At 47.6% G+C, this 24,367-nt stretch carries 20 protein-coding genes; 17 read left to right on the top strand and 3 right to left on the bottom strand.

Annotated elements, in window-relative coordinates; all coding sequences use genetic code 11:
* Window positions 1-109: 109 nt before the first annotated feature.
* From NF543_RS18365 to NF543_RS18310, 12 genes are all read left to right on the top strand, one after another.
* Window positions 110-3,196 carry a SusC/RagA family TonB-linked outer membrane protein gene (locus NF543_RS18365; RefSeq protein WP_257669641.1) on the top strand — a complete coding sequence of 1,029 codons (3,087 nt, stop codon included), beginning with the start codon at window positions 110-112 and terminating at the stop codon, window positions 3,194-3,196.
* A gap of 11 nt (window positions 3,197-3,207) precedes the next feature.
* On the top strand, window positions 3,208-4,689 hold the full coding sequence (locus NF543_RS18360; protein WP_257669640.1) for a RagB/SusD family nutrient uptake outer membrane protein: 1,482 nt from the start codon (window positions 3,208-3,210) through the stop codon (window positions 4,687-4,689).
* Window positions 4,690-4,692: 3 nt separating this feature from the next.
* On the top strand, window positions 4,693-5,748 hold the full coding sequence (locus NF543_RS18355; RefSeq protein WP_257669639.1) for a glycoside hydrolase family 130 protein: 1,056 nt from the start codon (window positions 4,693-4,695) through the stop codon (window positions 5,746-5,748).
* Between the two features lie 9 nt (window positions 5,749-5,757).
* Complete coding sequence (locus tag NF543_RS18350; RefSeq protein WP_257669638.1) at window positions 5,758-7,056, top strand: MFS transporter; 1,299 nt, start codon at window positions 5,758-5,760, stop codon at window positions 7,054-7,056.
* A 37-nt stretch (window positions 7,057-7,093) separates the two neighbouring features.
* A complete protein-coding gene (locus NF543_RS18345; protein ID WP_257669637.1) occupies window positions 7,094-8,866 on the top strand; it encodes a D-glucuronyl C5-epimerase family protein in 1,773 nt (590 codons plus the stop codon).
* Window positions 8,867-8,922: 56 nt separating this feature from the next.
* On the top strand, window positions 8,923-10,038 hold the full coding sequence (locus tag NF543_RS18340; RefSeq protein WP_257669636.1) for a lactonase family protein: 1,116 nt from the start codon (window positions 8,923-8,925) through the stop codon (window positions 10,036-10,038).
* Window positions 10,039-10,051: 13 nt separating this feature from the next.
* A complete protein-coding gene (locus tag NF543_RS18335) occupies window positions 10,052-11,011 on the top strand; it encodes a D-2-hydroxyacid dehydrogenase (RefSeq protein WP_257669635.1) in 960 nt (319 codons plus the stop codon).
* A gap of 5 nt (window positions 11,012-11,016) precedes the next feature.
* A complete protein-coding gene (locus tag NF543_RS18330; RefSeq protein WP_257669634.1) occupies window positions 11,017-12,183 on the top strand; it encodes a glycerate kinase family protein in 1,167 nt (388 codons plus the stop codon).
* On the top strand, window positions 12,167-12,991 hold the full coding sequence (locus NF543_RS18325) for an MOSC domain-containing protein (RefSeq protein WP_257669633.1): 825 nt from the start codon (window positions 12,167-12,169) through the stop codon (window positions 12,989-12,991). The genes NF543_RS18330 and NF543_RS18325 overlap by 17 nt, the downstream gene beginning before the upstream one ends.
* 106 nt (window positions 12,992-13,097) lie before the next feature.
* Window positions 13,098-14,192: a metallophosphoesterase gene (locus NF543_RS18320; RefSeq protein WP_257669632.1), complete on the top strand. Its 1,095-nt coding sequence runs from the start codon at window positions 13,098-13,100 to the stop codon at window positions 14,190-14,192.
* 363 nt (window positions 14,193-14,555) lie between these two features.
* Window positions 14,556-14,795 (top strand): hypothetical protein, encoded by a 240-nt coding sequence (locus NF543_RS18315; protein ID WP_257669631.1) that lies wholly within the window; start codon window positions 14,556-14,558, stop codon window positions 14,793-14,795.
* A gap of 1 nt (window position 14,796) precedes the next feature.
* Window positions 14,797-15,129 (top strand): type II toxin-antitoxin system RelE/ParE family toxin, encoded by a 333-nt coding sequence (locus tag NF543_RS18310; protein WP_257669630.1) that lies wholly within the window; start codon window positions 14,797-14,799, stop codon window positions 15,127-15,129.
* 178 nt (window positions 15,130-15,307) lie between these two features.
* Here NF543_RS18310 and acs read toward each other — a convergent pair whose 3' ends face one another.
* A complete protein-coding gene (gene acs, locus NF543_RS18305) occupies window positions 15,308-17,227 on the bottom strand; it encodes an acetate--CoA ligase (RefSeq protein WP_257669629.1) in 1,920 nt (639 codons plus the stop codon).
* A gap of 190 nt (window positions 17,228-17,417) precedes the next feature.
* Between acs and NF543_RS18300 the strand changes: the two genes are divergently transcribed.
* Window positions 17,418-18,308 carry a UbiA family prenyltransferase gene (locus tag NF543_RS18300; protein WP_257669628.1) on the top strand — a complete coding sequence of 297 codons (891 nt, stop codon included), beginning with the start codon at window positions 17,418-17,420 and terminating at the stop codon, window positions 18,306-18,308.
* On the opposite strand, the gene NF543_RS18295 is transcribed toward NF543_RS18300, so the two are convergent.
* Window positions 18,283-19,236: an NAD(P)-dependent oxidoreductase gene (locus NF543_RS18295; RefSeq protein WP_257669627.1), complete on the bottom strand. Its 954-nt coding sequence runs from the start codon at window positions 19,234-19,236 to the stop codon at window positions 18,283-18,285. The genes NF543_RS18300 and NF543_RS18295 overlap by 26 nt on opposite strands.
* Window positions 19,233-20,012, bottom strand: coding sequence for a 16S rRNA (adenine(1518)-N(6)/adenine(1519)-N(6))-dimethyltransferase RsmA (gene rsmA / locus NF543_RS18290; protein ID WP_257669626.1), 780 nt, complete (start codon window positions 20,010-20,012; stop codon window positions 19,233-19,235). Before rsmA ends, NF543_RS18295 begins: the two co-directional genes overlap by 4 nt.
* A gap of 150 nt (window positions 20,013-20,162) precedes the next feature.
* Here rsmA and pdxA point away from each other — a divergent pair, with 150 nt between their 5' ends.
* The 4 genes from pdxA to miaA all read left to right on the top strand — a co-directional run bounded on the left by pdxA (window position 20,163) and on the right by miaA (window position 24,360).
* A complete protein-coding gene (pdxA, locus tag NF543_RS18285; RefSeq protein WP_257669625.1) occupies window positions 20,163-21,218 on the top strand; it encodes a 4-hydroxythreonine-4-phosphate dehydrogenase PdxA in 1,056 nt (351 codons plus the stop codon).
* A gap of 89 nt (window positions 21,219-21,307) precedes the next feature.
* Window positions 21,308-22,702, top strand: coding sequence for a CCA tRNA nucleotidyltransferase (locus NF543_RS18280; RefSeq protein ID WP_257669624.1), 1,395 nt, complete (start codon window positions 21,308-21,310; stop codon window positions 22,700-22,702).
* A gap of 156 nt (window positions 22,703-22,858) precedes the next feature.
* Entirely contained in the window at window positions 22,859-23,449 is a 591-nt protein-coding gene (locus NF543_RS18275; protein WP_257669623.1) for an IS1096 element passenger TnpR family protein, read from the top strand.
* Between the two features lie 8 nt (window positions 23,450-23,457).
* Window positions 23,458-24,360: a tRNA (adenosine(37)-N6)-dimethylallyltransferase MiaA gene (gene miaA, locus NF543_RS18270; protein ID WP_257669622.1), complete on the top strand. Its 903-nt coding sequence runs from the start codon at window positions 23,458-23,460 to the stop codon at window positions 24,358-24,360.
* The last annotated feature ends 7 nt before the right edge of the window (window positions 24,361-24,367 follow it).

The raw sequence follows: 24,367 nt of genomic DNA, 5'->3' as shown, positions 1-24,367 counted from the left end.
CAAATTGTAACCCCAGTACATTCAAATGTAACTATAGTGCAGTAGCGTTGGTGCGTCATGGGATACCTTTGTCCTACCAGTTGAACTATATTTAACTAAATTTTAACCAATGAAGCCAATCAAACTTGTATTCAACATCGGGAGCTTATTCCTTTGGATACTACTGGGCTGTAGCACGGCCTTAGCAGCAGTTGCGCAACAAACCATCACGGGTAAAGTGACCTCTTCAGATGGCACCCCCTTAAGTGGTGCCACCGTAGAAGTAAAAAATGGCACCCAAAAGACGGGTACCGATGCGGCTGGAGCTTTCTCGCTTTCCGCTTCCACGGATGCCACGCTTATCGTATCGTATATCGGATATAGCACGCAGGAAATACCCCTTGCGGGTAGGAGCACGCTAACCATCATCCTAGAATCTTCATTCAATGACCTTGATGAGGTCGTGGTGGTGGGTTATACGTCACAGAAAAGGAATACCATTTCGGGTGCAGTAGGCAGTGTGAACATGAACGATGCCGAAAAGCGCCGGGTGCCCGATGTAGCCCAGCTACTGCAGGGGCAGGTTGCCGGCGTTCAGGTTACGCAGAGCACGGGCGCCCCAGGCGACCCCATTGATATACGTATCCGTGGGGTGGGTACTATCGGCAATAACAATCCCCTATACGTGATCGATGGGATACCTTCCACCAATTTTTCTTTCGTCAATCCGCAGGAAATCGAGACGATAAGCGTTCTGAAAGATGCCTCTGCGGCGGCAATGTATGGTGCCCGCGCTGCGGCCGGTGTCGTACTGATCACCACCAAAAAGGGGAAAGCCGGCCGTACCGCCATTGACGTGAACTACTTCAATGGCGTACAACAGGTGACGAATCTGCCCACGATGCTCAATACCCAGCAATACCTCAATAAGGTGGAAGAGGCTTGGAACAATGCCGGATATACCGGCACCAATCCCTACACTGCGGATAAGAGCCGCACCGACCTTGCCAATACCGACTGGCTTGACGAACTCTTTGAATCGGGACATTCACAAAACCTGCAGGTTACCGCCAGTGGAGGCAACGAAAAGACCCAGTTCCTGCTTTCCGCAGGATACTACAAGCAAGACGGTATCGTGGTGTATGACAATGACCGTTATCAGCGATTGAACTTCCGGGTGAACCTAAACAGCGAGCTCAGTAAACGCATCAAAGTGGGAACCAACTTACAGTTTTCCCATGAACAGCGTGATCCGCTGTCTTCCCGTGGAGATGCGCCGGGCATTATCCGACACGCTTTGCTAAGGCCGCCCGTGCTATCTGTTTACAAGGATGCTTCCGATCCCACATATACGACAGATGACCCTTTTACTGACTTGCCCTTTTACGTTGGACCGGGAAACTTCCAGAACAGTAAGTATGAAAACACTCAGAATCCAATTGCACTGGCCTATTTTACCGATAATACACAGAAGCAATTCAAGACGTTCGGAAATGTTTTTGCCGAAGTGGATATACTTGGCGACAACTCATTGAAATTTCGGACGAATGTGGGTGTTGACCTCAATTTCAACCACAACAAGGCTTTTTACAGAAATTTCGGGGACGACGACGGTGGGGGAAATGACCCCGACCGGGGGCAAGGTCGCCAAAACCGACCCAACTCACTGAATGAAGACCGGGGTGATGATTTTACCGTTACTTGGAACAATACCTTATCTTATGAAAAGACCTTTGCGGAAAAACACAATTTCAGCACACTGGTCGGAACCGAATTTATCCATAACTCCGGATCTTCCATCAACGCCTCCCGGATGCGGTTTGAATATGAAAATCCCGCCCTGCGTTATCTAGATCTGGGAGGCTCCGAATTGAATCTATGGAATGGCGGTTTAGGATCTGAATGGTCGTTGTTCTCCCTTTTTGGTACAGCCACTTATGTATATGACGGACGCTATATGCTCACCGCCAACCTCCGAGCCGATGCCTCCTCACGTTTTGGTGAGAATAATAAATGGGGGTATTTCCCTTCCGTGTCAGCTGGCTGGAATATTTCCCGTGAATCCTTTATGGAAGATGCTGATTGGATATCGGACCTACGCCTCCGTCTCAGCACCGGCCAATTGGGCAACCAGGCCTCGCTGGCAAACTATGACTACGTGACCTTATACCGCAAAGACGGAGAGGAATATAAAAGAACGCGTTATGGTAATCCCAATTTACGTTGGGAATCCACAACACAGCATAATGTCGGTATTGATTTTGGGCTATGGAACAATAGTCTGAGCTTTACGGCTGATTATTTTATTAAAAACACCTCAGATATCCTGCTACCTATCCGTTTACCCCAATTTATTGGTCAGGTAAGCCCTACCGCCGTAAATGCCGGTGACGTGCGCAACAGTGGCTTTGAATTTGGCATTACGCACCGGCATAGTACGGCAGGCGGATTCCAGTACAGCATTAATGCCAACCTGGCCACGTTGACTAACGAAGTCCGTTCACTGCATCCTAACCTTCCGGTCATTGATAATACGATTTCCCGCATAACACCCGGTCATCCCCTCGATGCCTATTATGGCTATGTTATGGAAGGCATATACCAGAATGCGTCAGAAGTCAGTTCACACCTTTTTGGCACTAGTAACGCCGTAGAAGTACCGGGCGACATCCGCTTTAAAGACCTCAACAACGACGGCATGATCAATGATTTTGATCGGACATTTATTGGCAGCCCGATACCTGACCTCACCTACGGGCTGAATTTTTCGGCCAATTATAAAGGCATTGATCTATCGTTCATGTTCCAGGGCGTGCAGGGTATAGACCGGTATAACGATGGCAAAAAGATCACGGATTATGATACCCGACCTTTTAACCACAGCACGGCAGTACTGGGTAGCTGGAACGGCGAAGGATCGACCAATAGCATACCCCGCGTCAGTTTCAGCAACAATGGCAGCAGCCGCATTTCCAGCATCTATGTGGAAGACGCCTCCTACCTGCGGCTGAAAAACGTGGAGATTGGCTATTCCTTCGGCGAACTGCTGAAGAAAGCCAACTGGGGGGTACAAAACCTTCACCTGTATGTATCTGGACAGAATTTATTTACCGTGACCAATTACAGCGGGCTAGATCCTGAATCGACTGATCTCATGGATATGGGTACCTATCCGCAATCGCGCGCTTTTCTTTTTGGTGTAAACGTAACCTTTTAATTGTGATGAAGATGAAAAAGATCATATTCCCGATAATGGCCATCATAGGCTTTGCGGCTTGTAGTAAATATCTGGATAGGGAACCTATAGGACTTATTAATGAAGACGTGATCAACACGCAACCTTCTGTGAATACGGTGACATCTGCTGTAAATTCTGCCTATGTACCCTTATCAAGTACGCTGAACATCCTTGGCGAATGGGACTGGAACAATGGACTGGTCATCCGTAACGACTTCATCATCCAGGATATTACTTCGGGCGATATCAATAAGAAATGGAATCCGGATGGAGACCAGGCCTGGATGGATGACATTGGTAATTTTAACTTTACGGCAGATAACGGCGGTTTCAACGGCGTGTGGAGTTACGCCTATGAAGGCATCTCAAGGGCTAATGGCGCGATTAACCAACTCGAAAACAGCGAGCTCATGTTGCAAATTGGAATGAGTGAATCTCGCCGGAACAGATTTTTGGGCGAAACCTATTTTGTCCGCGCTTTCAATTATTTTGATCTCGTCACCAACTTTGGCGATGTACCCTTGCTGCTCAAACCACTCAACAGCTTTGAGGAAGCTTACGAAGTGGCCAAACGCGAACCGAAAGAAATGGTGTGGCAGCAGATCCGTACCGACTTGGGTCAGGCGCTTAGCCTTTTGCCCGACGGTAAATTTTCGGACAATACCGACAAATGGCGGGCATCCAAAGGCGCTGTGCTGGCCATGCAGGCCAAAGTGGCACTGTACAATAGCCAATGGCAGGAAGTGGTTGATAAAGTGAATGCGCTCGAAACCCTCGGATATTACGACCTTAATGCCAACTATTTTGACAGTTTTGATGTAACCAAGGAATTTGCCGACGATGAAGTCATCTTTGCCTACGACCACCAATCCAGCAGAACTCCGGCAAGGGGGAGTGGACTTACAGCTATCCAGAATTGGGGCTTTGTAGCACCCACCCAAAATTTCATGAATGCTTTTGAAGCAAGTGATCCAAGGCTTGCCTATACCGTAGACCCTGTCGCCCAAAACGTATACAAACTGTTGGGTGCTACCACGGCCATCTATAAAGGCAACGAGGATTCCCCGGTCAACCGAATCTACATCCGTTGGGCCGACGTGCTCCTATGGAAAGCAGAGGCCCACAATGAGCTGGGTCAATATACAGCTGCCATAACGCTGATCAATGACGTCAGGGAGCGGGCTCGCACTACGCCTACGATCAATGGTGCGGCTGTACCGGCAGGCACTCTCCCTGCCCGTAACACCGGCAGCACGAATAAAGAGGAGGTCAAAGGCTGGCTCATGCATGAACGCCGCGTGGAGCTTGGCGTGGAATCGCATCGCTTCAACGATCTTCGCCGTTGGGGGACGGCTAAAGACGTCTTGACCGCATTGGGCAAAAATTTCCAGGATCGCAACTATCTCTACCCCATCCCACAGGGCGAAGTGGACAAATCGGCGGGTACGATCAGCCAAAATCCAGGATATTAAGCCATGGAGATGACGACGGACATTTCACGGCGTTTCGCCGAAAACCCTTTACTGGCTCCAAAAGACCTCCAACCCTCCCAAGCGGGGTTGGAGATCGCCTGCCTGCTCAATCCCGGCGTGTTCCGGTATGAAGGAAAAACCTGGCTCATCGTTCGGGTAGCCGAGCGGCCGCCCCAGCTGCCGGGAAGCATATCGTTTCCCATATTAAAGGCAAACGGTGATATCGAGATCATCGATTTGTCCACGGATGACTCGGATTTGGATCTCAGCGATCCCCGGGTAATCAACTACCGAGGATCCGATTACTTGACCACCCTCTCGCACTTGCGCCTGTTGTGCAGTGACGATGGCGTGCGGTTTTACGAACCCGAGGGCTATCCCAAACTCACCGGTGAAGGGCTGATGGAATCTTTTGGCATCGAAGATTGCCGGGTGACTCAACTAGGCGACCGGTATTACCTCACATTTACTTCCGTGTCTCCAAACGGCGTAGGGGTTGGGCTGCGCAGCACCACCGACTGGCAACATTTCGAGCAGCACGGCATGATACTCCCCCCACATAATAAAGACTGCGCCATCTTCGGGGAACGCATCAATGGCCTTTATTACGCCTTGCACCGGCCCAGCAGCGTCGATATCGGGGGCAATTACATCTGGCTAGCCCAGTCACCCGATGGATTGCACTGGGGCAACCACCAACTCATTGCACGCACCCGTAAAGGCTTTTGGGATAGTGCACGGGTCGGTGCAGGTGCAGCTCCGATCAAAACCGAAGCGGGCTGGCTGGAAATCTACCACGGGGCGGATACTCAACACCGCTACTGTTTAGGAGCGTTGTTGCTGGACCTGAATGACCCCTCCATGGTCCTTGGCCGTACGGCCGACCCCATCATGGTACCCACAGCGCCCTACGAAGTCAGCGGGTTTTTCGGCCATGTGGTCTTTACCAATGGCCATGTGGTCGATGGCGATGAGCTTGCGATATACTATGGTGCCGCCGATGAATTCGTGTGCGGCGCCCGTTTTTCCATTCAGGAAGTCCTTTCCCGATTAACATAAAAGCATACCATGCTCCAAAAACTCCGTTCAGAAATCACTCATTTCAATCAGCAGCCGCTCAATTTCAGGGTGCTGGTATTGACCAACCTCATCTACGCCTTCGTGCTGCCCGTCATTGATATTTTCGTTGCCGCTTATGTGATGCGTAGCTCGAATGACCCGGTGAAAGTCGTCGTATACCAGCTTACCATTTATACGGGTATCCCACTGACGTTCTTACTCAATGGCTACCTGCTCAATCGCATCAACATCAAAACACTATATGCCATTGGCATGATGCTCAGTGCCGTGTCCATGATGATCATGATGTCGCTGAAAACATTGGACATCGTCGGATTGGCCATTGCCGGTCTGACCATGGGTATGTCATTCGGCTTTTATTGGGCCAATCGTGACTACCTGGCACTCGCCATCACCAACAATGGCAACCGCAATTACTATTATGGCCTCGAAACGTTCTTTTACACCATCATCGCGGTAGTGGTGCCGGTATTCATCGGCTGGTTCATCGTATTTGGCGGACAGGGAACGGGCGATGTGAACACGGCCTATCGCATTGTCACGGCAATGGTTTTCATCATCACCATCCTGGCTTCCATCATGTGTTTCCGGGGTACGTTTACCAACCCCACCCCAGGACGATTCGTCTATTTCAAATTCCACAGGCTTTGGAAAAACATGCTGGTACTTGCCGCACTCAAAGGGTTGGCCCAAGGGTTTCTGGTAACCGCACCAGCCATGTTGATCATGCGGCTGGTGGGCAATGAAGGCGCATTGGGTACCGTGCAATCCATCGGAGCTATCGTCGCGGCCGTGATCATGTATGCGGTGGGCCGATTGACCAAACCATCCCATCGCTTGCTCATTTTTAGCATGGGGCTGATCTGCTTCACCGTCGCCGCAGTCATCAATGGGGCGCTGTATAATGCCACCGGTGTCCTCCTGTTCATGCTGTTCCTGCTCATTGCCAAACCCCTGTTGGACCTGGCTTATTTCCCCATCCAATTCAGTGTGATTGACTTCCTTTCCAAAAAAGAGAAGCGCAATGAGTTTGCCTACATTCTCAACCATGAGCTGGGGTTGTATGCAGGCCGCTTCATCGGAGCAATGACGTTTATTGGCCTAGCTTGGTACTATAGTGAGGAAATCGCCCTGCGCTACGCCATCATCATCATTGCCGTGCTGCAACTGTGTTCTATCTTTGTCGCTAAGCGGCTGATCAACACTACGGAGAAGCTCAATCAGGATTTTGAGTTGGACCCTCAGTGCAGTGAGGAAGACCGGAAGTTGGGAAATCTGAAAGCCTAGTTTTGCTTCCATTGTGAGCGTAGTGTGAAAATAATACATGATTAAAATTAAATTCGTAACTAAAATGAATCGTTTCCTTGCTATACTATTCCTCCTTCCATTCATTTCCTGCAAGCAGGGGCCAACCGTACGGGGCATCCCCGTGCCACAGCAAAGCCTGGCACGCGTGGACTCGATGGCTGACCTTCCGCAACCGCTCCATATTATCGACTGGTTGGCGCTGAGCCAACGCTATGACAGTACGGTCTATGATTTTAAAGCTACGGGCAAGCACTGGCCGTTGGTGTGGTGGGATAGTACCGGCAAGAACTTTGACCAACCCGTTGTTGGCTTGTACACCGCCATGGGCGATGCGCGGCAGGGTCCGCAAAACAACAACGGCATGTTTCACGAATCATTGGCCACCATGGGCGGTGTATTGGGAGCTACGTTGGTCGGCATTGACAAAAGCAACCAAGATGGCCTCAACTATGTAGGTATGCTCAAAAACTATTTCAACAAGGAGACTGGTTGGAACATCATGATGAACAACACCGCTCCCGAAGTAGCCCTATTGGGAGGAGGCTACGGTCGTGACTGGTGGTATGATGTATATCCCAATGTATTGTTCTATGCGCTTTACGACCGGTACCCCGATGAGAGAGGTTTCGATGACATCGCCTATATGATAGCCGAACAATTTTACAAAGCGGATTCCGTGTTGGCAGGCAATTATGACTGGACATACTTCGACTATTCGGCCATGGAGCCTCAAAAAAATTGGATTTGTGCTCAGCAGGATGCCGCAGCGGGGCATGCGTGGATATTGTATGCGGCCTATCAGCGGTTTGGTGATGAGAAATACTTGAAAGGGGCTTTGCGCGCGCTTTCAGCGTTGGAAAATCAATCCGAAAACCGCTTCTATGAAATCTTAATGCCCTTCGGCGCGTATACCGCTGCCCGAATCAACGCCGAGCAGGGCGGAGATTTTGACGTGAAAAAGTTTTTAGGATGGACATTTGATGGCACATCGGTATGCCGCGAAGGTTGGGGTGTCCTCGTGGGGAATTGGAATGGCTTTGATATTTCGGGTATCGTGGGCAGCACGATAGATCATGGGGGATATGGATTCCTGATGAATACGTTTGATACGGCATGGCCGCTGGTGGCCATGGTGCGCTATGATCAATCATATGCCTCAGCGATAGGCAAGTGGATGCTCAACGCCGCCAACGCCGCCCGACTGTTTTATCCCGAGCATATACCAGAAGGACACCAGACCATTCCGCAACTCGCGGCTGTGACCAAAGGAGTGATTGGTTATGAAGGACTGGTGAAACGATCGACTTTTGAAAAATATGCACATATTCCTGCCCCAGTGGCACAGGGTGATGGCCCAAATTGGGTGCCAGGTAAAAATCCGGATGCATCGCAGTTCAGCGTGTATGGCAGTGCTCATGTTGGTATATTTGGCAGCATCATTCAAACCACCGATGTAGAAGGCATCTTGAAATTAGATTTATTGGCGACGGATTTTTTCAGAGGCAACGCTTATCCATCTTATCTATATTACAACCCTTACGATGAAGCCAAAGAGATAACCATTGATTTGTTAGGCAATAATTCAAGGAAAAAAGTTGACTTGTATGATGCGGTTCAAGGACATTTTGTGGCCAGCGGGATAAGCGGACAAACCCGTATCCGTCTTTTGCCCAATCAATCTGCCGTGCTTGCCTATGTGCCACATGAAGCAGAAATAACGCAAGAAGGCAATAAACTATTGGCTGACGGTGTCGTGATTGACTACCATTTTCAAGCTAAACTACCATGATACTATGTCGCGTCCCATAATTTTTGTAATATTGGCTTCGTTACAAGCTGATTTTTATGAAGACAAAAACCATCATGATGCTGTTGTGCTTATCCATCACCGGAGCTGCACAAGGCCAAAAAATTAACCTGCTTATCGGTACCTATACCCATACCGGTAAGAGTGAGGGAATTTATGTGTACGATTTCGATACCAATACCGGAAAAGTAACCCTTAAGAACCAAGTAACAGTGGTTGACCCTTCTTTTTTGACCATCAGCCCCGATCGCAAGTTTGCATATTCAGTTAGTGAGCTTGGAGAAGGTAAGGGAGCGTTAAGCGCTTTTGCATTTGATGAACAAACAGGAAGATTGACCTTGTTGAATACCCAGTTGACCCAAAGTGCAGGCCCTTGTCATGTGGCCATCAACCCTGGGGTGAACCATGCGTTTGTATCTAATTATTCAGGAGGTAGCTTGACCGTGTTTCCGATACATAAGGACGGGAAGCTTGGCGAACTGGTACAACTGATCCAATACGAAGGTAGCGGACCTGATAAAAACCGTCAGCAAGCCCCCCATGTACACTCCGCTTTTTTCAGCCCAGACGAAAAAACGGTATATGTGCAGGATTTGGGAACAGATAAAATCAATATCTACCATTATCATCCTGAACATACAGACAAACCACTCACTCCCGCAGCGCAACCGGTTGTCAAAAGTGCACCAGGTGGAGGCCCACGACATATCGCTCCATCTTCCGATGGCAAATATCTCTATCTTGTACAAGAAATGACAGCCCATTTGATGGTTTATAAGCAGGAGGAAGATCGGTGGGTATCCATACAGGAAATCGCTATGAATGAAAGTGGGTTTACGGGCAAAGACGGAGCTGCCGACATCAAGCTGTCCCCTGATGGAAAGTTTCTCTATGCGTCCAATAGGGGGGATGCGAATACATTGGCTATATATCGGGTAAATACAGCAGATGGCAAATTGACGAAAGTGGGGAATCAATCCGTATTGGGCAAAGGGCCACGTAATTTCACGCTGTCACCCGATGGAAAGTTTTTGTTGGTAGCCAATCAAAACACGGATGAAGTGGTGGTATTTGCGCGGGATGCTAACACGGGACTGCTGGAAGATACGGGCAACCGCATTGCGGTAGGGGCACCGGTATGTTTGGTTTTTTGATAATTATATGCTAATGAAACTCGTTGTATTGGATGGACACACCCTGAATCCCGGAGATCAAAGCTGGGAAGGCTTGGAAAGGTATGGGGAACTGACAGTTTATAACCGTACACCTGTGCATGAAATAGTAAAACGGGCCAAGGGATCCGAAGTGGTGTTTACCAACAAAGTGCCTTTGAATTCGGAGCTATTGGAAAAGCTACCTGATTTGAAATATATTGGTGTGCTAGCCACGGGATACAATGTCGTGGATATCGAATATGCCAAGCAGCAAGGGATTGTAGTGACCAACGTGCCGGGGTATGGCACCATATCAGTCGTACAGCTGACATTTGCACTCCTATTAGAGCTTTGCCATCGCGTGCAACGGCATAGCGACAGTGTTGTGGAAGGCAAATGGGCAAACTCCCCTGATTTTTGTTTCTGGGATTACCCATTGATTGAGCTTTCGGGAAAAACCTTGGGCATCATCGGTTTCGGCGATATTGGCCAGCAGGTAGCGGATGTGGCCTCCGCATTCGGCATGAACATCTTGGGCTATAGCCGGACGGAAACAGATCAATCCCACCGGAGGAATTTCCAATGGGCAAGATTGGATGACTTGTTGGCGCAGTCGGATGTGGTCAGCATCCATTGCCCGCTTACACCTCAAACGAAAGGTTTGATCAATACCGCCACCTTGGCAAAAATGAAAGAAACTGCTTTCCTCATCAATACCTCCCGTGGCCCCATCGTCGTGGAAGGTGATCTCGCGGAGGCATTGAACGGTGGCAAGATAGCTGGTGCGGGGCTTGATGTATTAGCCAAGGAACCCCCAGAACCTGAAAACCCGTTGTTTGCCGCCAAAAATTGCCTGATTACACCCCATATTGCTTGGGCAACGAAAGAGGCTAGGTCCCGTTTGATGGAAATGGTCGTGGACAATTTGGCCGCTTACTTCGATGGAAAACCAATGAATGTGGTCAATAAATAAAGCATATGCATATCCTTGTAGCTCCTAATGCGTTCAAGCATGCACTTGATGCCAAGGAAGCAGCCAAAGCTATCCAACGTGGTCTTTTGGCAAGTAAGCTCTCCTGCACATGTGAATGTTTCCCGGTTGGTGATGGCGGCAATGGCACCTGTCGATTGATTGGTGATCGGTTGCAGGGGAAAATAGTAAACACGCCTGTCAAGGATCCATTGGGAAGACCCATTTCCGCTTCCTTTGGATGGATTGATCATGGACGGACCGCGATCATCGAAATGGCCGATGCCTCGGGATTGCATTTGTTGGAACAAAACGAGCTGGATCCTTTGCACGCAAACGCTTATGGAACGGGACAATTGATAAAGGCGGCACTGGAAATTGGTGCTAGAAAAATCATTGTCGGCATGGGGGGATCGGCCACGGTTGATGGTGGGAGCGGCATACTGGCCGCATTGGGCGTTTGCTTTTTGGACGAGGACGGAGAGGAGATTATGGATTTGCCGTTTGGTTTGCAGAAACTGCATGCCATTGACCGTTCCGCCATGGATAAGCGATTACAGGAGTGTGAGCTTACGATTCTGTGTGATGTGACTAATCCGTTGCTGGGTGAAAACGGTGCGGCCCATATTTTCGGTCCACAGAAAGGGGCAACCCCGGAAATGGTCGAGACACTGGAAGCCATATTGCAACATTATGCGGCGGTTATCCTATCTGAAACAGGGACAGCTATTTCTACGATGGCATCGGGTGGGGTGGCTGGTGGGGCAAGTGCCGGATTGAAAGGAGTGTTGAATGCCGAATTGGTCAACGGCATCGATTATTTTTTGGAACTGACCCAGTTCGACAAATCGCTATTAAAAAGCGATTGGGTAATCACCGGAGAGGGGAGCATTGATAGCCAAACGCTACAGGGCAAAGGACCATACGGTGTCGCCAAGCGGGCAAAACGCTTTGGTGTATCGGTTATCGGGCTGGCAGGCAGCATACCGATGGAAATCGACGATGAGCTCAGCCACTACTTTGATGTATTGTTGGCTATCGGTAATGAGCCTTCTTCCTTGGCTGAAGCCTTGGCCACTACTTCTCAAAATCTTTCAAGGGTTGCGATGCAACTAGGAAATTTACTCGCCGGTTTACGGAGTTCATACCCCCATGTCCATGCTGACCATAAGTGAACTTTATAGCTATCCCATAAAATCATTGGGAGGTGTAGCGCTTTCCCACGCAGCGGTTACCGACCGTGGATTTGAATACGATCGGCGGTGGATGCTCATTGATGAACATAACCGCTTCCTTACCCAGCGGGAATACCCCCACATGGCTTTGCTAAACGTGGAGATCACGGAAGCGGGTCTATTGGTGAGACATCCCGATAAAGGGCATGTCATCGTTCCTTTCAAACCTGCCCTTCAGGTTGAGCTACCTGTGCAGGTATGGAACGATACCTGTATCGGTATACTGGTAAACCCTGATTTGGATAGCTGGTTCAGTGATGCATTGGGGATAACATGTAGCTTGGTTTTCATGCCCGAAACTACTCATCGTCAGGTCGACCAACGTTATGCTCCTGATGGATTTATTACCTCTTTTGCAGATGGGTATCCTTTTTTGATGATTGGCCAAGCCTCGCTGGATGATTTAAACAGTCGGATGGAGGAACCCTTGAACATGGATAGGTTCCGTCCAAATATGGTGTTCACAGGAGGGAATCCTTTTGAGGAAGATTTGATGAAACATATTCAACTATCGAATATTGATTTCTATGGCGTTAAACGCTGTGCCCGTTGCGTAGTGACTACGATCAACCAACAAACGGCAAAAAAAGCAAAGGAACCCTTGAAAACCTTAGCTTCTTACCGATCGAAGAACAAGAAAATCCTTTTCGGACAAAATCTGATTCATCAAGGAACAGGTGTAGTACGCATAGGGGATACCATGCAGGTGTTGAGTACGCATACAGAAGATCGATTTATGATGCCTTAGCATATGAAGCGTTAATCTCTTCCGTTTTGTCATCTCCGGTTGAAAATACTATGTTTGTGATTTAAATCTGTTAGACTACTAAAACATACTTTTAAAATATACTTTCATGAAGAAACAGCTCTTGTGTCAGCGCCTATTTTTAGTTTTCCTATGTTTTTCGCTGTTAACCGCTCATGCCCAGCAAGAAACATACACCCCACCCAAACTCAGTAACCCCGATTCCTGGTCGATGGTACTCATTCCCGATGTGCAAAGCTATGTCAAATTCGAGCGCAATCAGGGCATATTGGAGCTGATGACCGGATGGGTAAGTGAGCAGATTGATCCATTGAATATCCAGATGGTGCTCTGCATGGGGGATCTGGTGGAACATAATGACTGGCTCAACCCCAATGGTACCCAAGCCAACCAGCCGGGTAAGCAGCAATGGGAAGCTACCGCCCGTGCATTCGGCCGGATGGATGGCAAGGTGCCGTATGTGGCCGCTACAGGTAACCACGATTACGGAGTGAAAAACATCGAGTACCGCCGTACAAACTACAACCAGTATTTCCCGGTAGACAAGAATCCGCTATCGCAAAAATTGCTAAGGGAAGTCAGTATCGATGCGGAAGGGTATCCAACACTCACAAACGCTACCTATGAATTTACCTCACCCCATGGGCGGAAATTCCTTGTTTTGCTTATCGAATTTGCCCCACGGGACACCATCTTAAATTGGGCATTACAGACCATCAATGATGAAAAATATACCGACCATACAGTCATTTTGTTGACCCATTCCTACTTAAATTCAGACAGCGAACACATTGTCAAGGAAGGGTACCCCATCACGGATGGTAACTATGGCGCGGCCATCTGGGAAAAATTGGTGAAACCTTCCAAAAATATCCAACTGGTGTTTAGCGGCCATATCGGCAAGCCGGATGATGCGTTGGGCCACCTCGGGTTCCGCACGGATACCAATGCTGGGGGAAAGACGGTACACCAGATGGTGTTCAATGCACAAGCGCTAGGCGGTGGCTGGCATGGCAATGGTGGCGATGGCTGGCTCAGGTATTTGGAATTCCTGCCCGATGGGAAAACCATCAGCGTGAAGACCTTTTCTCCCTTATTTGCCATTTCACCAACGACACGGCATTTGGCATGGCGCACAGAAAGCCATGATGAATTTACGTTTGTGTTGGGAGACATGGAATAGCCTGCGGTAAGCAGGCTCCGTTTGCGATCTACATAAGGGTTTATGGCTTCGGGTGCATTCCAAATTGTCGCTTTTGACAACATAGTTCTGGCGTCATTGGTAGNACGTTTGTGTTGGGAGACATGGAATAGCCTGCGGTAAGCAGGCTCCGTTTGCGATCTACATAAGGGTTTATGGCTTCGGGTGCATTCCAAATTGTCGCTTTTGACAACATAGTTCTGGCGTCATTGGTAGGCTGCTTCGCGGTCACTCCATCGCTTATGCCTCCCGCGCTGGTTCGCAAAGACGAGGAGCGACAATTTGGAATGCACCCTATAGCTTCTTCCCTTGATTTTTTGAAATTAAATTTTGTACCTTTGTCATATGACAACGCTTCGTGTTGATATTGATAACAAAAAATCTGAAAAGGTGGTTTTGGCCGTTTTTGAAGCATTAGGTTTGAATTATAAGATTGAAATCGCTTCAGATACGGATCGGCCGCTTAATAAAAAGGAGCAGATGCTTTATGACCGGCTAAAGGATTCCTTTGAAGAAATCAAGCAACACCAAGACGGTAAAATCAAATTGAAAACTATTGAAGAGGTTTTATCAGAACTCTCTTAGCATGCCCATAACCGTAATACCTACCACCGGTTTCACAAAAGAACTTAAGCGAATAGCCAAAAAACATCGTTCCATACTAGTTGATATTGCTAAACTGTCGGCCCAACTTAAAAATGACCCGACTATGGGTGTAGATTTAGGGTATGATGTTTATAAGATACGGATAGCCATTTCAGGAACGAATAAAGGGAAGTCAGGAGGTGCCCGTATCATTACCTTTGTAACCGTGGTTCAGGAAACGGTCTACCTAGCTGAAATATATCTGAAAAGCGAACGTGATACCGTGTCTGTTGAGCAGGTTATTCAACGAATGAAGGATGAAGGCTTAATCTAAATGTCCCCAACGACACGACATTTGGCATGGCGCACGGCCGAATACGATGAGTTTATATTTGAGTTGGATTGATGAGAAGGTATACGATAGAACGCAGATAATACAGATTTTGCGGATGCACATCGATAATCAGTGTCGATCAGCCAAATCCGCATCATCCGTGTTCTATTTTTATGCCTTAGCCCCTCAACTTCTCAGCCCCTTCTTTGATCTCATCCACAACACCAGGATCCAGTAGGGTAGTGGTATCGCCCAGATTGGAGGTGTCGCCCTCCGCAATTTTCCGCAGAATGCGCCGCATGATTTTCCCCGACCGCGTTTTGGGCAGCCCGCTCACAAACTGGATCTTGTCCGGTTTGGCAATAGCCCCAATGATGCGGCTCACCGTTTTGTTGATGTCCAACCGGGTAAGCTCTTCATCGGTGTGGTGCTGGCTGGCAATGACGAATGCGTAAATGCCTTGACCCTTGACGGCATGTGGATAACCTACTACGGCCGATTCAATCACGTCGCTATGCATGTTGATGGCATTCTCCACTTCAGCGGTACCAATGCGATGGCCGGATACATTTAACACGTCATCCACACGTCCGGTGATCCGGTAATAGCCGTTTTCATCACGAAGGCAGCCATCGCCAGTGAAATATAGATTTTCGTAAGCAGAAAAATAAGTCTGCCGGCACCGCTCATGGTCGCCATAAGTGGTGCGTAGCATCCCCGGCCAAGGAAATTTGATGCAGAGGTTACCACTCACGTCATTGCCTGTTATTTCTTTCCCGTTTTCATCTACTAAGATGGGTTGCACCCCCGGGAGGGGTAGCATGGCATATCCAGGTACCGTAGGGGTGACCCCAGCGATGGGCGATATGAGGAAGCCCCCTGTTTCCGTCTGCCACCAAGTGTCTACGATGGGCGCCTTCCCATGGCCGATTTTTTGATCATACCAGTGCCAGGCCTCTTCGTTGATGGGCTCACCGACGGTGCCCAGCTTGGTGATGCTACTAAGGTTCTTGCCGTCCACATACGAATCGCCGGCAGCCATAAGCGAACGGATGGCAGTTGGCGCTGTATACAAAATATTCACATGGTGTTTTTCCACAATATCCCAGAGCCGTCCGGCATCGGGCCAAGTGGGTATACCCTCAAACATCAGTGAGGTAGCCCCTTGGGATAATGGGCCATAAACAATGTATGAATGGCCCGTGATCCAACCGATATCGGCTGTGCAGAAATAGACTTCCCCGGGTTGGTATTGGAAAGCGTTTGTGAAGGTATAGCCCGTGTAGACCATGTAACCGCCGCAGGTATGCACTACGCCTTTGGGTTTGCCTGTAGAGCCTGAAGTGTAGAGCACAAAAAGCATATCTTCGGCATCCATTTCTTCGGCAGGGCATGGTGGATTACCCTGCGTTTCCACTTTCTTGATTTCGTCTTCCCACCATACATCACGGCCCTTGATCATGGATACAGGAGTACGTGTGCGGGTAAGCACGATGACCCGTTCCACCGACTTGCATTGCACCAGTGCATCGTCTACAATGCTCTTAAGCTCGATGTCCTTGGTGCCGCGGAATCCACCATCGGAGGTAATGACCAACCGGCAATCGGCATCGTTGATGCGGTCGGCGATGGATTGTGCCGAAAATCCACCAAAGACTACCGAATGGATGGCACCGATACGGGCACAGGCCAGTACGGCAATAACCAGTTCAGGAACCATGGGTAGGTAAATGCATATGCGGTCGCCTTTGCGGACACCATTATTCTTGAGCACATTGGAAAATTGCTCCACCTTGTCCAGTAATTGTTTATAGGTGAGCACACGGTGTGCCTCATTAGGGTCATTGGGTTCCCAGATAATGGCGGGCGTATCACCATGCTGGTAGATATGCCGATCCAGGCAATTTTCGGTGATGTTGAGTTTTGCGCCCTCAAACCATTTGATCTTGGGTTCTTTGAAATTCCAATCCAATACGTTGTTCCATTTGCGTCGCCAATAGAAGTTTTCAGCGATACCTGCCCAAAATGCCTCCGGATTTTCCACGCTATGTTGATAGGTGTTTTGATAATCCTCAAATGATTTGATTTGTAAATCCATTGTTTAGTTTGCCCTTTTATGCTTTATTTTGTTTAATAATACGAAGTTCGTGGTCAGTTGTCAATAGTTTGGAAAATTAATGAAGAATTTTTCAACAGTATAATCGTTTTTGAATTGACTGGCCTATTTCTGGTTTTTTTATTGTTGGCTAATTTACACACTTTTTAAAAAAAAGCGAATTTTCTGCCAAATGATATCGATTTATATTCGGAAATTATTGGACATGCTGTTATTCAGCAACGTGTTCATTTCCTGCTGTGCCGTGGCTCAGGGTGGGTTAACTTACCTGTTGCTTGGATGGCCATTTGACTTCCGCATACTAACTATGTTGGGTTGTGCTACGTTGGCACTTTATAATTTCAGCATGATTTTAGCAAGGCCCGCAAAACCAGCGGAATCCCCTTTTCGTCGAGTAAGGTGGATTTTCAGGCATGAACGGCAGCTGTGGTTATTTACCCTGATCGCGGGCATAGTGGTGATCCTGATGCTGATTCAACTGCACAGGGAGTCTGTATTCATTTGCTTACTTGTTGGAATACTCGGTTTGGCTTATAATGTGCCATTTATTCCGCTGAAAAATGAGAAACCGGTTGGCTTGCGGCATATACCAGGGATTAAGTTGTTTTATATTGCTTTGGTTTGGGTGCTCAGTTGTGTTTTTGTGCCAGTCGGAGAAGCCTACCATGCAGGCATCATCATTAGCTGGACACAGGTATTGCAGCTGGCTGCATGGATGTTTTTATTTATTGTAGGAATTACCATTCCTTTTGATATTCGCGATGTTTATCAAGATCGGCATTATGGGTTAAAAACCATCCCGATAATGATTGGCGAGCGGAACACCTACTTGCTATGTTTGATGCTATTGCTGATTCAAGCAGTTTGGGTAGGGGTAAGCGGTTATCCCATCGAAATACGGATTGCATTGATTTCGGTGACGCTGGTTACTACCGGATTGGTTTTTATGCCAGTCGTCCGCCGCTCGACCGGTGAATATTATTACTTCCTGCTACTCGATGGGATGATGATTCTGCAGTTTTTGGCAGTGTATGGAGTTATTCTATTGGATGGGTTTCGATGAATCTCAACACCTTATCCACAAGGACATCCGCAATTTTAAAGTAGCTTTCTACGCTCCACCCAGCCACATGCGGGCTGAGGATGACCCTGTCGTGGTTGGCCAGCGGTTGAAACCACGGCTCTCCGCCCAATGCAGGGAATTTTTCAACGGGAAGGACATCAAATGCCGCCCCCAATACCTTGCCTCGGTCAAGCGCCTTCAATATGGAAGGGATGTCCACGATTTCACCCCGGGCACCATTGAGGAAAAAAATCGGTTTACGGAAGTGTAACAGATACTCATCATTGACCAAACGATGTGTCTCACGCGTAAGCGGGATATGCAGACTCAGTACATCGGCACTTTTCACCACTTCCTCCATGCTTACTTCAGTTGCATAGGCATCGCTGAACCCCGTTTTGTATTTATCATAGACGATTACACGAACATCGAAACCGGAAAGTTTGCGGGCCATGGCTTGTCCATTGTTGCCATAACCGATAAGGGCCACGGTTTTGCCCCCCAATTCAATACCACGGTTTTCTTCCCGCAGCCATTTCCCGTTTTTTACTTGATGGTCGGCGCGGATGAAGTTGTTCATCAGTGCCAATAACATGCCCACCATATGCTCACCCACGGCATCACGATTGCCCTCGGGGGCATTGAGCAACGTGATGCCACGGTTCACGGCGTAAGCCTCATCGATGTTGTCCATACCGGCCCCTCCACGCGCGATAAAAGCCAATTTCGGGGCAGCATCAATAAATAAGCCGTCTACCTTGAATTTCGAGCGGATGACCAGCCCTGTATAACGCGGAATGATTGAAAGTACTTCCTCTTTTTGGATATCGGGAAAGTAATCAAATGGAATATGCTTTTTTTGGAGTTTTTCCATGAAAATGGGATGGACGTCGTCCACAATCAATACAGTCATAGGTGATTTTGTCATATATGCTGGGCAATTTCGTTAGTCAATTGGATAAAATCAGGCACGGAAAGTCGTTCGGCACGTAGTTCATACAATGGGTTTTCACCCATTTTGTCTTTGCTGAGGATAACGGACAAGGCATTCCGTAGCGTCTTTCGGCGTTGGTTAAACGCCGCTTTGACAATCCGCCAAAACAATTTTTCGTCACAATCAAGTGTCTCCATGTCATTTCGGGTAAGCCGGATGACACCGGAGAGTACTTTAGGGGGAGGGTTGAAAGCCCCCGCCTTGACTGTGAAAAGGTATTCAACCTCAAAAAAAGCTTGTATAAAAACCGAGATGATCCCGTACGCTTTACTACCTGCTCTAGCCGTGCACCGTTCGGCTACCTCTTTTTGAAACATGCCCACCACCTCTACCACGCGCTGGCGCTCTTCCAATACCTTAAACAGGATCTGGGACGATATATTATATGGGAAATTGCCAATGATGGCCAATTTGCCATCAAAATACGAAGCGAAATCTAAAGCGAGAAAATCCCCATGGATGAGTTTGTTGCCCGCCTGTGGATATTTATCCTGTAAGAATTGTACGGATTCCTGATCTACATCAATGAGCCAGATTTGATAGTTTTCATTGGCCAGCAGGAGATCCGAAAGAATACCCATGCCTGGTCCCACTTCCAGCACCGTATCGTATCCCAATTCAGGCCGGAGCGCGCCAACGATTTTCGCCGCAGTGGTTTTATCCGTCAGAAAGTGTTGGCCTAAATGTTTTTTTGCGCGGACAGTGCCCATTGATAGATTGCTTTGCGGCAAAGATAAGGATTAAGATAAAGATTATGGGATACTTAATCGCGCACTTTTGAAGATACGGAGCCGCAATCCGGTTATTTTTTATAATTTTGGTAGCTAATTTGAATGATTAGCCTAATTATATAGAATAGCATGAACGAAAAACTGAAAATTGGTATTTCTGTAGGCGATATAAATGGTATTGGCATGGAGGTAATCATCAAATCATTGATGGATAATCGGTTATTGGATTTTTTTACCCCCATTGTATATGGCCATGCCAAGGTAGCCTCCTATCACCGAAAAGCATTAGGGGTCAACGATTTCAGTTTCAACATCATCCATTCGGCCGAGCAAGCCCATGAAAAGCGCCCTAACATTATTAACTGCTGGCAGGAAGATGTAAAAGTAACATTGGGTGAGCAAAACGAGGTGGGCGGCAAATACGCGTACTTATCGCTGAAACGAGCGGTAGATGATCTACAGGAAGGGAAGATTGATGCATTGGTCACGGCTCCCATCAACAAACACAATATCCAACAGGAGGACTTTAATTTCCCGGGCCACACTGAATACTTGCAAGCTAGGCTGGAAGCCGAAAATGTATTGATGTTTATGATTAGCGATGAGCTGCGTGTGGGCGTGGTAACTGGGCATATTCCCGTTAAAGAAGTGGCCCAAAAGGTAACTGTAGAAGCTATTGTAGCCAAACTTCATGTGATGAACAGCAGCTTGAAGAATGACTTTTGGATACGGAAGCCTAAGATTGCCGTATTGGGATTGAACCCGCATGCTGGAGACAATGGATTAATCGGTACGGAAGATGAAGAAGTAATTGTGCCTGCTATCGAAAAAGCCAACGCCGAAGGTGTTTTTTGTTTTGGTCCATACCCGGCTGATGGCTTCTTTGCCGATGAAACGTATATCAAATTTGACGCAGTGCTGGCTATGTACCACGATCAGGGACTGATTCCATTCAAGCACATCGCTGCCCGTAGTGGGGTCAATTTTACAGCCGGTCTCCCGGTGGTGCGAACCTCTCCCGATCACGGTACGGGATATGACATTGCTGGAAAGAATCAGGCTTCCGAAGCTTCTTTTATGGAGGCAATTTTCACGGCCATCCACATCGTAGGACGAAGGAGGGAGCAGGGAGAATTATCGGCAAACCCATTGGTCACCAGACGTCTATCCCGTGATAGGGACTGAATGTGTCCATCCCAACGATTCCTGTGTTTATCTCATATTGAATATGTATTTTTGCCCGAATAAAAGGGCAGTGTGAGCCTGTATCCGCTATGAATGAATTACTGCAACATCCTATTTTTACATTGCTGAGTGACATTGCCGAAGAATGCAAGGTAGAATGTTACGTCATAGGCGGTTATGTAAGGGATAAGGTGATGGAGCGTGATTTCAAAAACGACATAGACATCGCGGTGGTGGGTAGCGGCATCGATTTTGCGCAGCGTGTGGGTAATCGCTTGAATGCCAAGGTGGCCGTTTATAAGAATTTCGGAACCGCCATGCTAACCCACCAATCCTTGCAAATCGAATTTGTGGGTGCACGTAAAGAATCATATAGGGCAGACTCACGTAAACCCATCGTAGAAAATGGGAGCTTGGAAGACGACCAAAACCGACGCGATTTTACCATTAATGCAATGGCCTTATCGTTGAATAAGGGCGACTTCGGGCAGTTGCTCGATCCTTTTGGAGGGATTACAGACATCCAACATCGTATCATCCGCACACCACTGGATCCCAATGAGACTTTTTCTGACGATCCGTTGCGTATGATGCGTGCCATACGCTTTGCTACGCAACTGAATTTCAAAATTGACATTGCAGCCATCAATGCAATCAAAACCAATACGGAGCGGATAAAGATTATTTCCAAGGAACGCATCACCGATGAATTGAATAAAATCATTTTATCCAATAGACCTTCCATCGGATTCAAATACCTGTTTGATACCGGGCTGTTGCACCTGGTTTTCTCGGCAATGGCCAATCTTTATGGCGTAGAAATTATCAACGGAAAGGGACACAAGGATAATTTCTACCATACCTTGGAGGTATTGGACAACGTTGCTATGTTGAGCGATGACTTATGGCTCCGTTGGGCAGCCATTATGCACGACATCGCCAAACCTGCTACCAAACGCTTTGACAAACGGCATGGATGGACGTTCCATGGGCATGAAGATAAGGGCGCAAGGATGGTACCCAAGTTGTTTGCTGATCTTAAACTGCCGCTTAATGACAAAATGAAATTTGTGCAAAAGCTGGTATTGCTGCATCTACGACCCATTGTACTGGCGCAGGATATTGTGACCGATTCCGCAGTAAGGCGGCTCCTGTTTGAAGCGGGCGATGACATCGATGACCTAATGATGCTTTGCCATGCGGACGTGACAACCAAAAATGAATATAAAAAGAAAAAATACCGACAAAACTTTGAGTTGGTGAAACAGAAGCTTCGGGATGTGGAGGAGCGCGACCAAATCCGGAATTGGCAGCCTCCCGTATCTGGAGAAGATATCATGGAAGCTTTTGGATTGAAGCCCGGTAAGGAAGTAGGCATCATCAAAAATACCATTCGTGAGGCTATATTGGAAGGAGATATTCCCAATAATAGGGAAGAAGCTTACCGATTCATGCTGGAAAAAGGGAAGGAGCTTGGATTTTAGATTTTAGATTTTAGATTTACGATTTTAGATTTACGATTTTAGATTTTTCATCTCACATCAGGTCTCATATCTCATATCCGATTTTCATTTCCGTCCATAAATTAAGATATTCGCATTAAATATACATAAGACCACTACTAACTATAACAATACGCCATGGCTATCTACCGATTTAGGATTTCATTTGAAGATTTTGATGATGTGATTCGTGAAATTGATGTGTTGCCCAAACAAACTTTTTTGGATTTGCATAATGCGCTACATGCAGCAACCGGTTACAACCCCAAAGTGTCTTCCTCCTTTTATGTGAGTAATGACCAATGGAAGAAAGGGAATGAAATTGCCTATTTGCCTGATAAGCAGAAGGTAGAAAATCATGTTATATTGATGGAAGATTCGCGGCTGAATAAGTTTATTGATGATCCACACCAGAAATTTTATTATGTATACAATTTCGATAAGCCGTTTGATTTCCACGTGCAGCTTATCAAGATATTGAAAGAAGAGGAAGGCAAGGTTTATCCCGCGTTATTCAAGAGTGTTGGGCAGACACCCAAACCTTATGGCACGAGCGTACTACCAATGGAAATAGTAGATAAAAAAGAAACTGACGACTACGATTTCCTGAATGAAACAGAGTACGGTATTGATGAGGCAGAGGATTTCGATATGCTTGATGAGGAAGAACAAGAAGAAGGAAAAGAAGGCAATGGGGAAAAAAGCGGAGGGTATGAAGAAGAATTTTAGTTGAGCACGTGAGAAAAACGCTTGTTTGCATCGTTGGTCCCACAGCTATTGGCAAAACAGCCGTAGGCATTGAGCTTGCTCAAGGATTTGGTACGGTGGTGCTCTCAGCTGATTCCCGGCAGTTTTATCGCGAAATGAATATTGGTACAGCCAAGCCTTCCCAAGAGGAATTGACGGTCGTACCCCATTATTTCATTGATTCTCTTAGCATAGCGGATGATTATTCTGCAGGCGATTTCGAACGGGATGCACTGATTGTATTGGAAGCTATGTTTGCATGGCATGATGTGGTGATATTGGTAGGAGGCTCGGGTCTGTTTGTAGATGCGGTATGCCGTGGGCTGGATGATTTGCCGGGCCCTATGCCCGGTGTGCGCGAGCGACTGAATGAACTCCATAAAGATCAAGGACTGGAATACATGCAGGATATGCTGCAACGCATCGATCCAATATATTATAGCGAAGTGGATATCCACAACCCGCAGCGGGTCATCCGTGCACTTGAGGTATACGAAAGTACCGGAAAACCCTTTTCCCATTTCAGGCAACAAAAGCGTGCACAACGGGATTTCGATATCCTGAAAATTGGCTTGGAGATGGATCGGCAATTATTATACGAGCGGATCAACAGCCGTGTAGATGCCATGATGGAAGCGGGTTTGCTGGAGGAAGTAAAAACATTGCTGCCCTACCGCCATCGCCCTCCGTTGCTAACGGTGGGGTATGCCGAACTATTCGATTACCTCGATGGGACATACACATTGGAAAGGGCGGTAGACAAAATCAAGCAAAATACCCGTCGTTATGCCAAACGGCAATTCACTTGGTTTAGGAAAGACACTTCCACCCATTGGTTCAATCCGGATGATGTGTCGAACATCATTGAATGGATCGATAAAAGACGTTTGTAATTGGTGT

The organism is Parapedobacter tibetensis (assembly GCF_024704835.1).
Taxonomy (GTDB): domain Bacteria; phylum Bacteroidota; class Bacteroidia; order Sphingobacteriales; family Sphingobacteriaceae; genus Parapedobacter; species Parapedobacter tibetensis.
Note: the sequence above shows the minus strand (reverse complement) of the source record. Positions and strands in the feature narration are given on the sequence as shown.

Bases quoted from the DNA above. Each gene is read 5' to 3' on its own strand.
- NF543_RS18365 (WP_257669641.1), top strand. From the start codon at position 110: ATGAAGCCAATCAAACTTGTATTCAACATCGGGAGCTTATTCCTTTGG.
- NF543_RS18360 (WP_257669640.1), top strand. From the start codon at position 3,208: ATGAAAAAGATCATATTCCCGATAATGGCCATCATAGGCTTTGCGGCT.
- NF543_RS18355 (WP_257669639.1), top strand. From the start codon at position 4,693: ATGGAGATGACGACGGACATTTCACGGCGTTTCGCCGAAAACCCTTTA.
- NF543_RS18350 (WP_257669638.1), top strand. From the start codon at position 5,758: ATGCTCCAAAAACTCCGTTCAGAAATCACTCATTTCAATCAGCAGCCG.
- NF543_RS18345 (WP_257669637.1), top strand. From the start codon at position 7,094: ATGATTAAAATTAAATTCGTAACTAAAATGAATCGTTTCCTTGCTATA.
- NF543_RS18340 (WP_257669636.1), top strand. From the start codon at position 8,923: ATGAAGACAAAAACCATCATGATGCTGTTGTGCTTATCCATCACCGGA.
- NF543_RS18335 (WP_257669635.1), top strand. From the start codon at position 10,052: ATGAAACTCGTTGTATTGGATGGACACACCCTGAATCCCGGAGATCAA.
- NF543_RS18330 (WP_257669634.1), top strand. From the start codon at position 11,017: ATGCATATCCTTGTAGCTCCTAATGCGTTCAAGCATGCACTTGATGCC.
- NF543_RS18325 (WP_257669633.1), top strand. From the start codon at position 12,167: ATGCTGACCATAAGTGAACTTTATAGCTATCCCATAAAATCATTGGGA.
- NF543_RS18320 (WP_257669632.1), top strand. From the start codon at position 13,098: ATGAAGAAACAGCTCTTGTGTCAGCGCCTATTTTTAGTTTTCCTATGT.
- NF543_RS18315 (WP_257669631.1), top strand. From the start codon at position 14,556: ATGACAACGCTTCGTGTTGATATTGATAACAAAAAATCTGAAAAGGTG.
- NF543_RS18310 (WP_257669630.1), top strand. From the start codon at position 14,797: ATGCCCATAACCGTAATACCTACCACCGGTTTCACAAAAGAACTTAAG.
- acs (WP_257669629.1), bottom strand. From the start codon at position 17,227: ATGGATTTACAAATCAAATCATTTGAGGATTATCAAAACACCTATCAA.
- NF543_RS18300 (WP_257669628.1), top strand. From the start codon at position 17,418: ATGATATCGATTTATATTCGGAAATTATTGGACATGCTGTTATTCAGC.
- NF543_RS18295 (WP_257669627.1), bottom strand. From the start codon at position 19,236: ATGACAAAATCACCTATGACTGTATTGATTGTGGACGACGTCCATCCC.
- rsmA (WP_257669626.1), bottom strand. From the start codon at position 20,012: ATGGGCACTGTCCGCGCAAAAAAACATTTAGGCCAACACTTTCTGACG.
- pdxA (WP_257669625.1), top strand. From the start codon at position 20,163: ATGAACGAAAAACTGAAAATTGGTATTTCTGTAGGCGATATAAATGGT.
- NF543_RS18280 (WP_257669624.1), top strand. From the start codon at position 21,308: ATGAATGAATTACTGCAACATCCTATTTTTACATTGCTGAGTGACATT.
- NF543_RS18275 (WP_257669623.1), top strand. From the start codon at position 22,859: ATGGCTATCTACCGATTTAGGATTTCATTTGAAGATTTTGATGATGTG.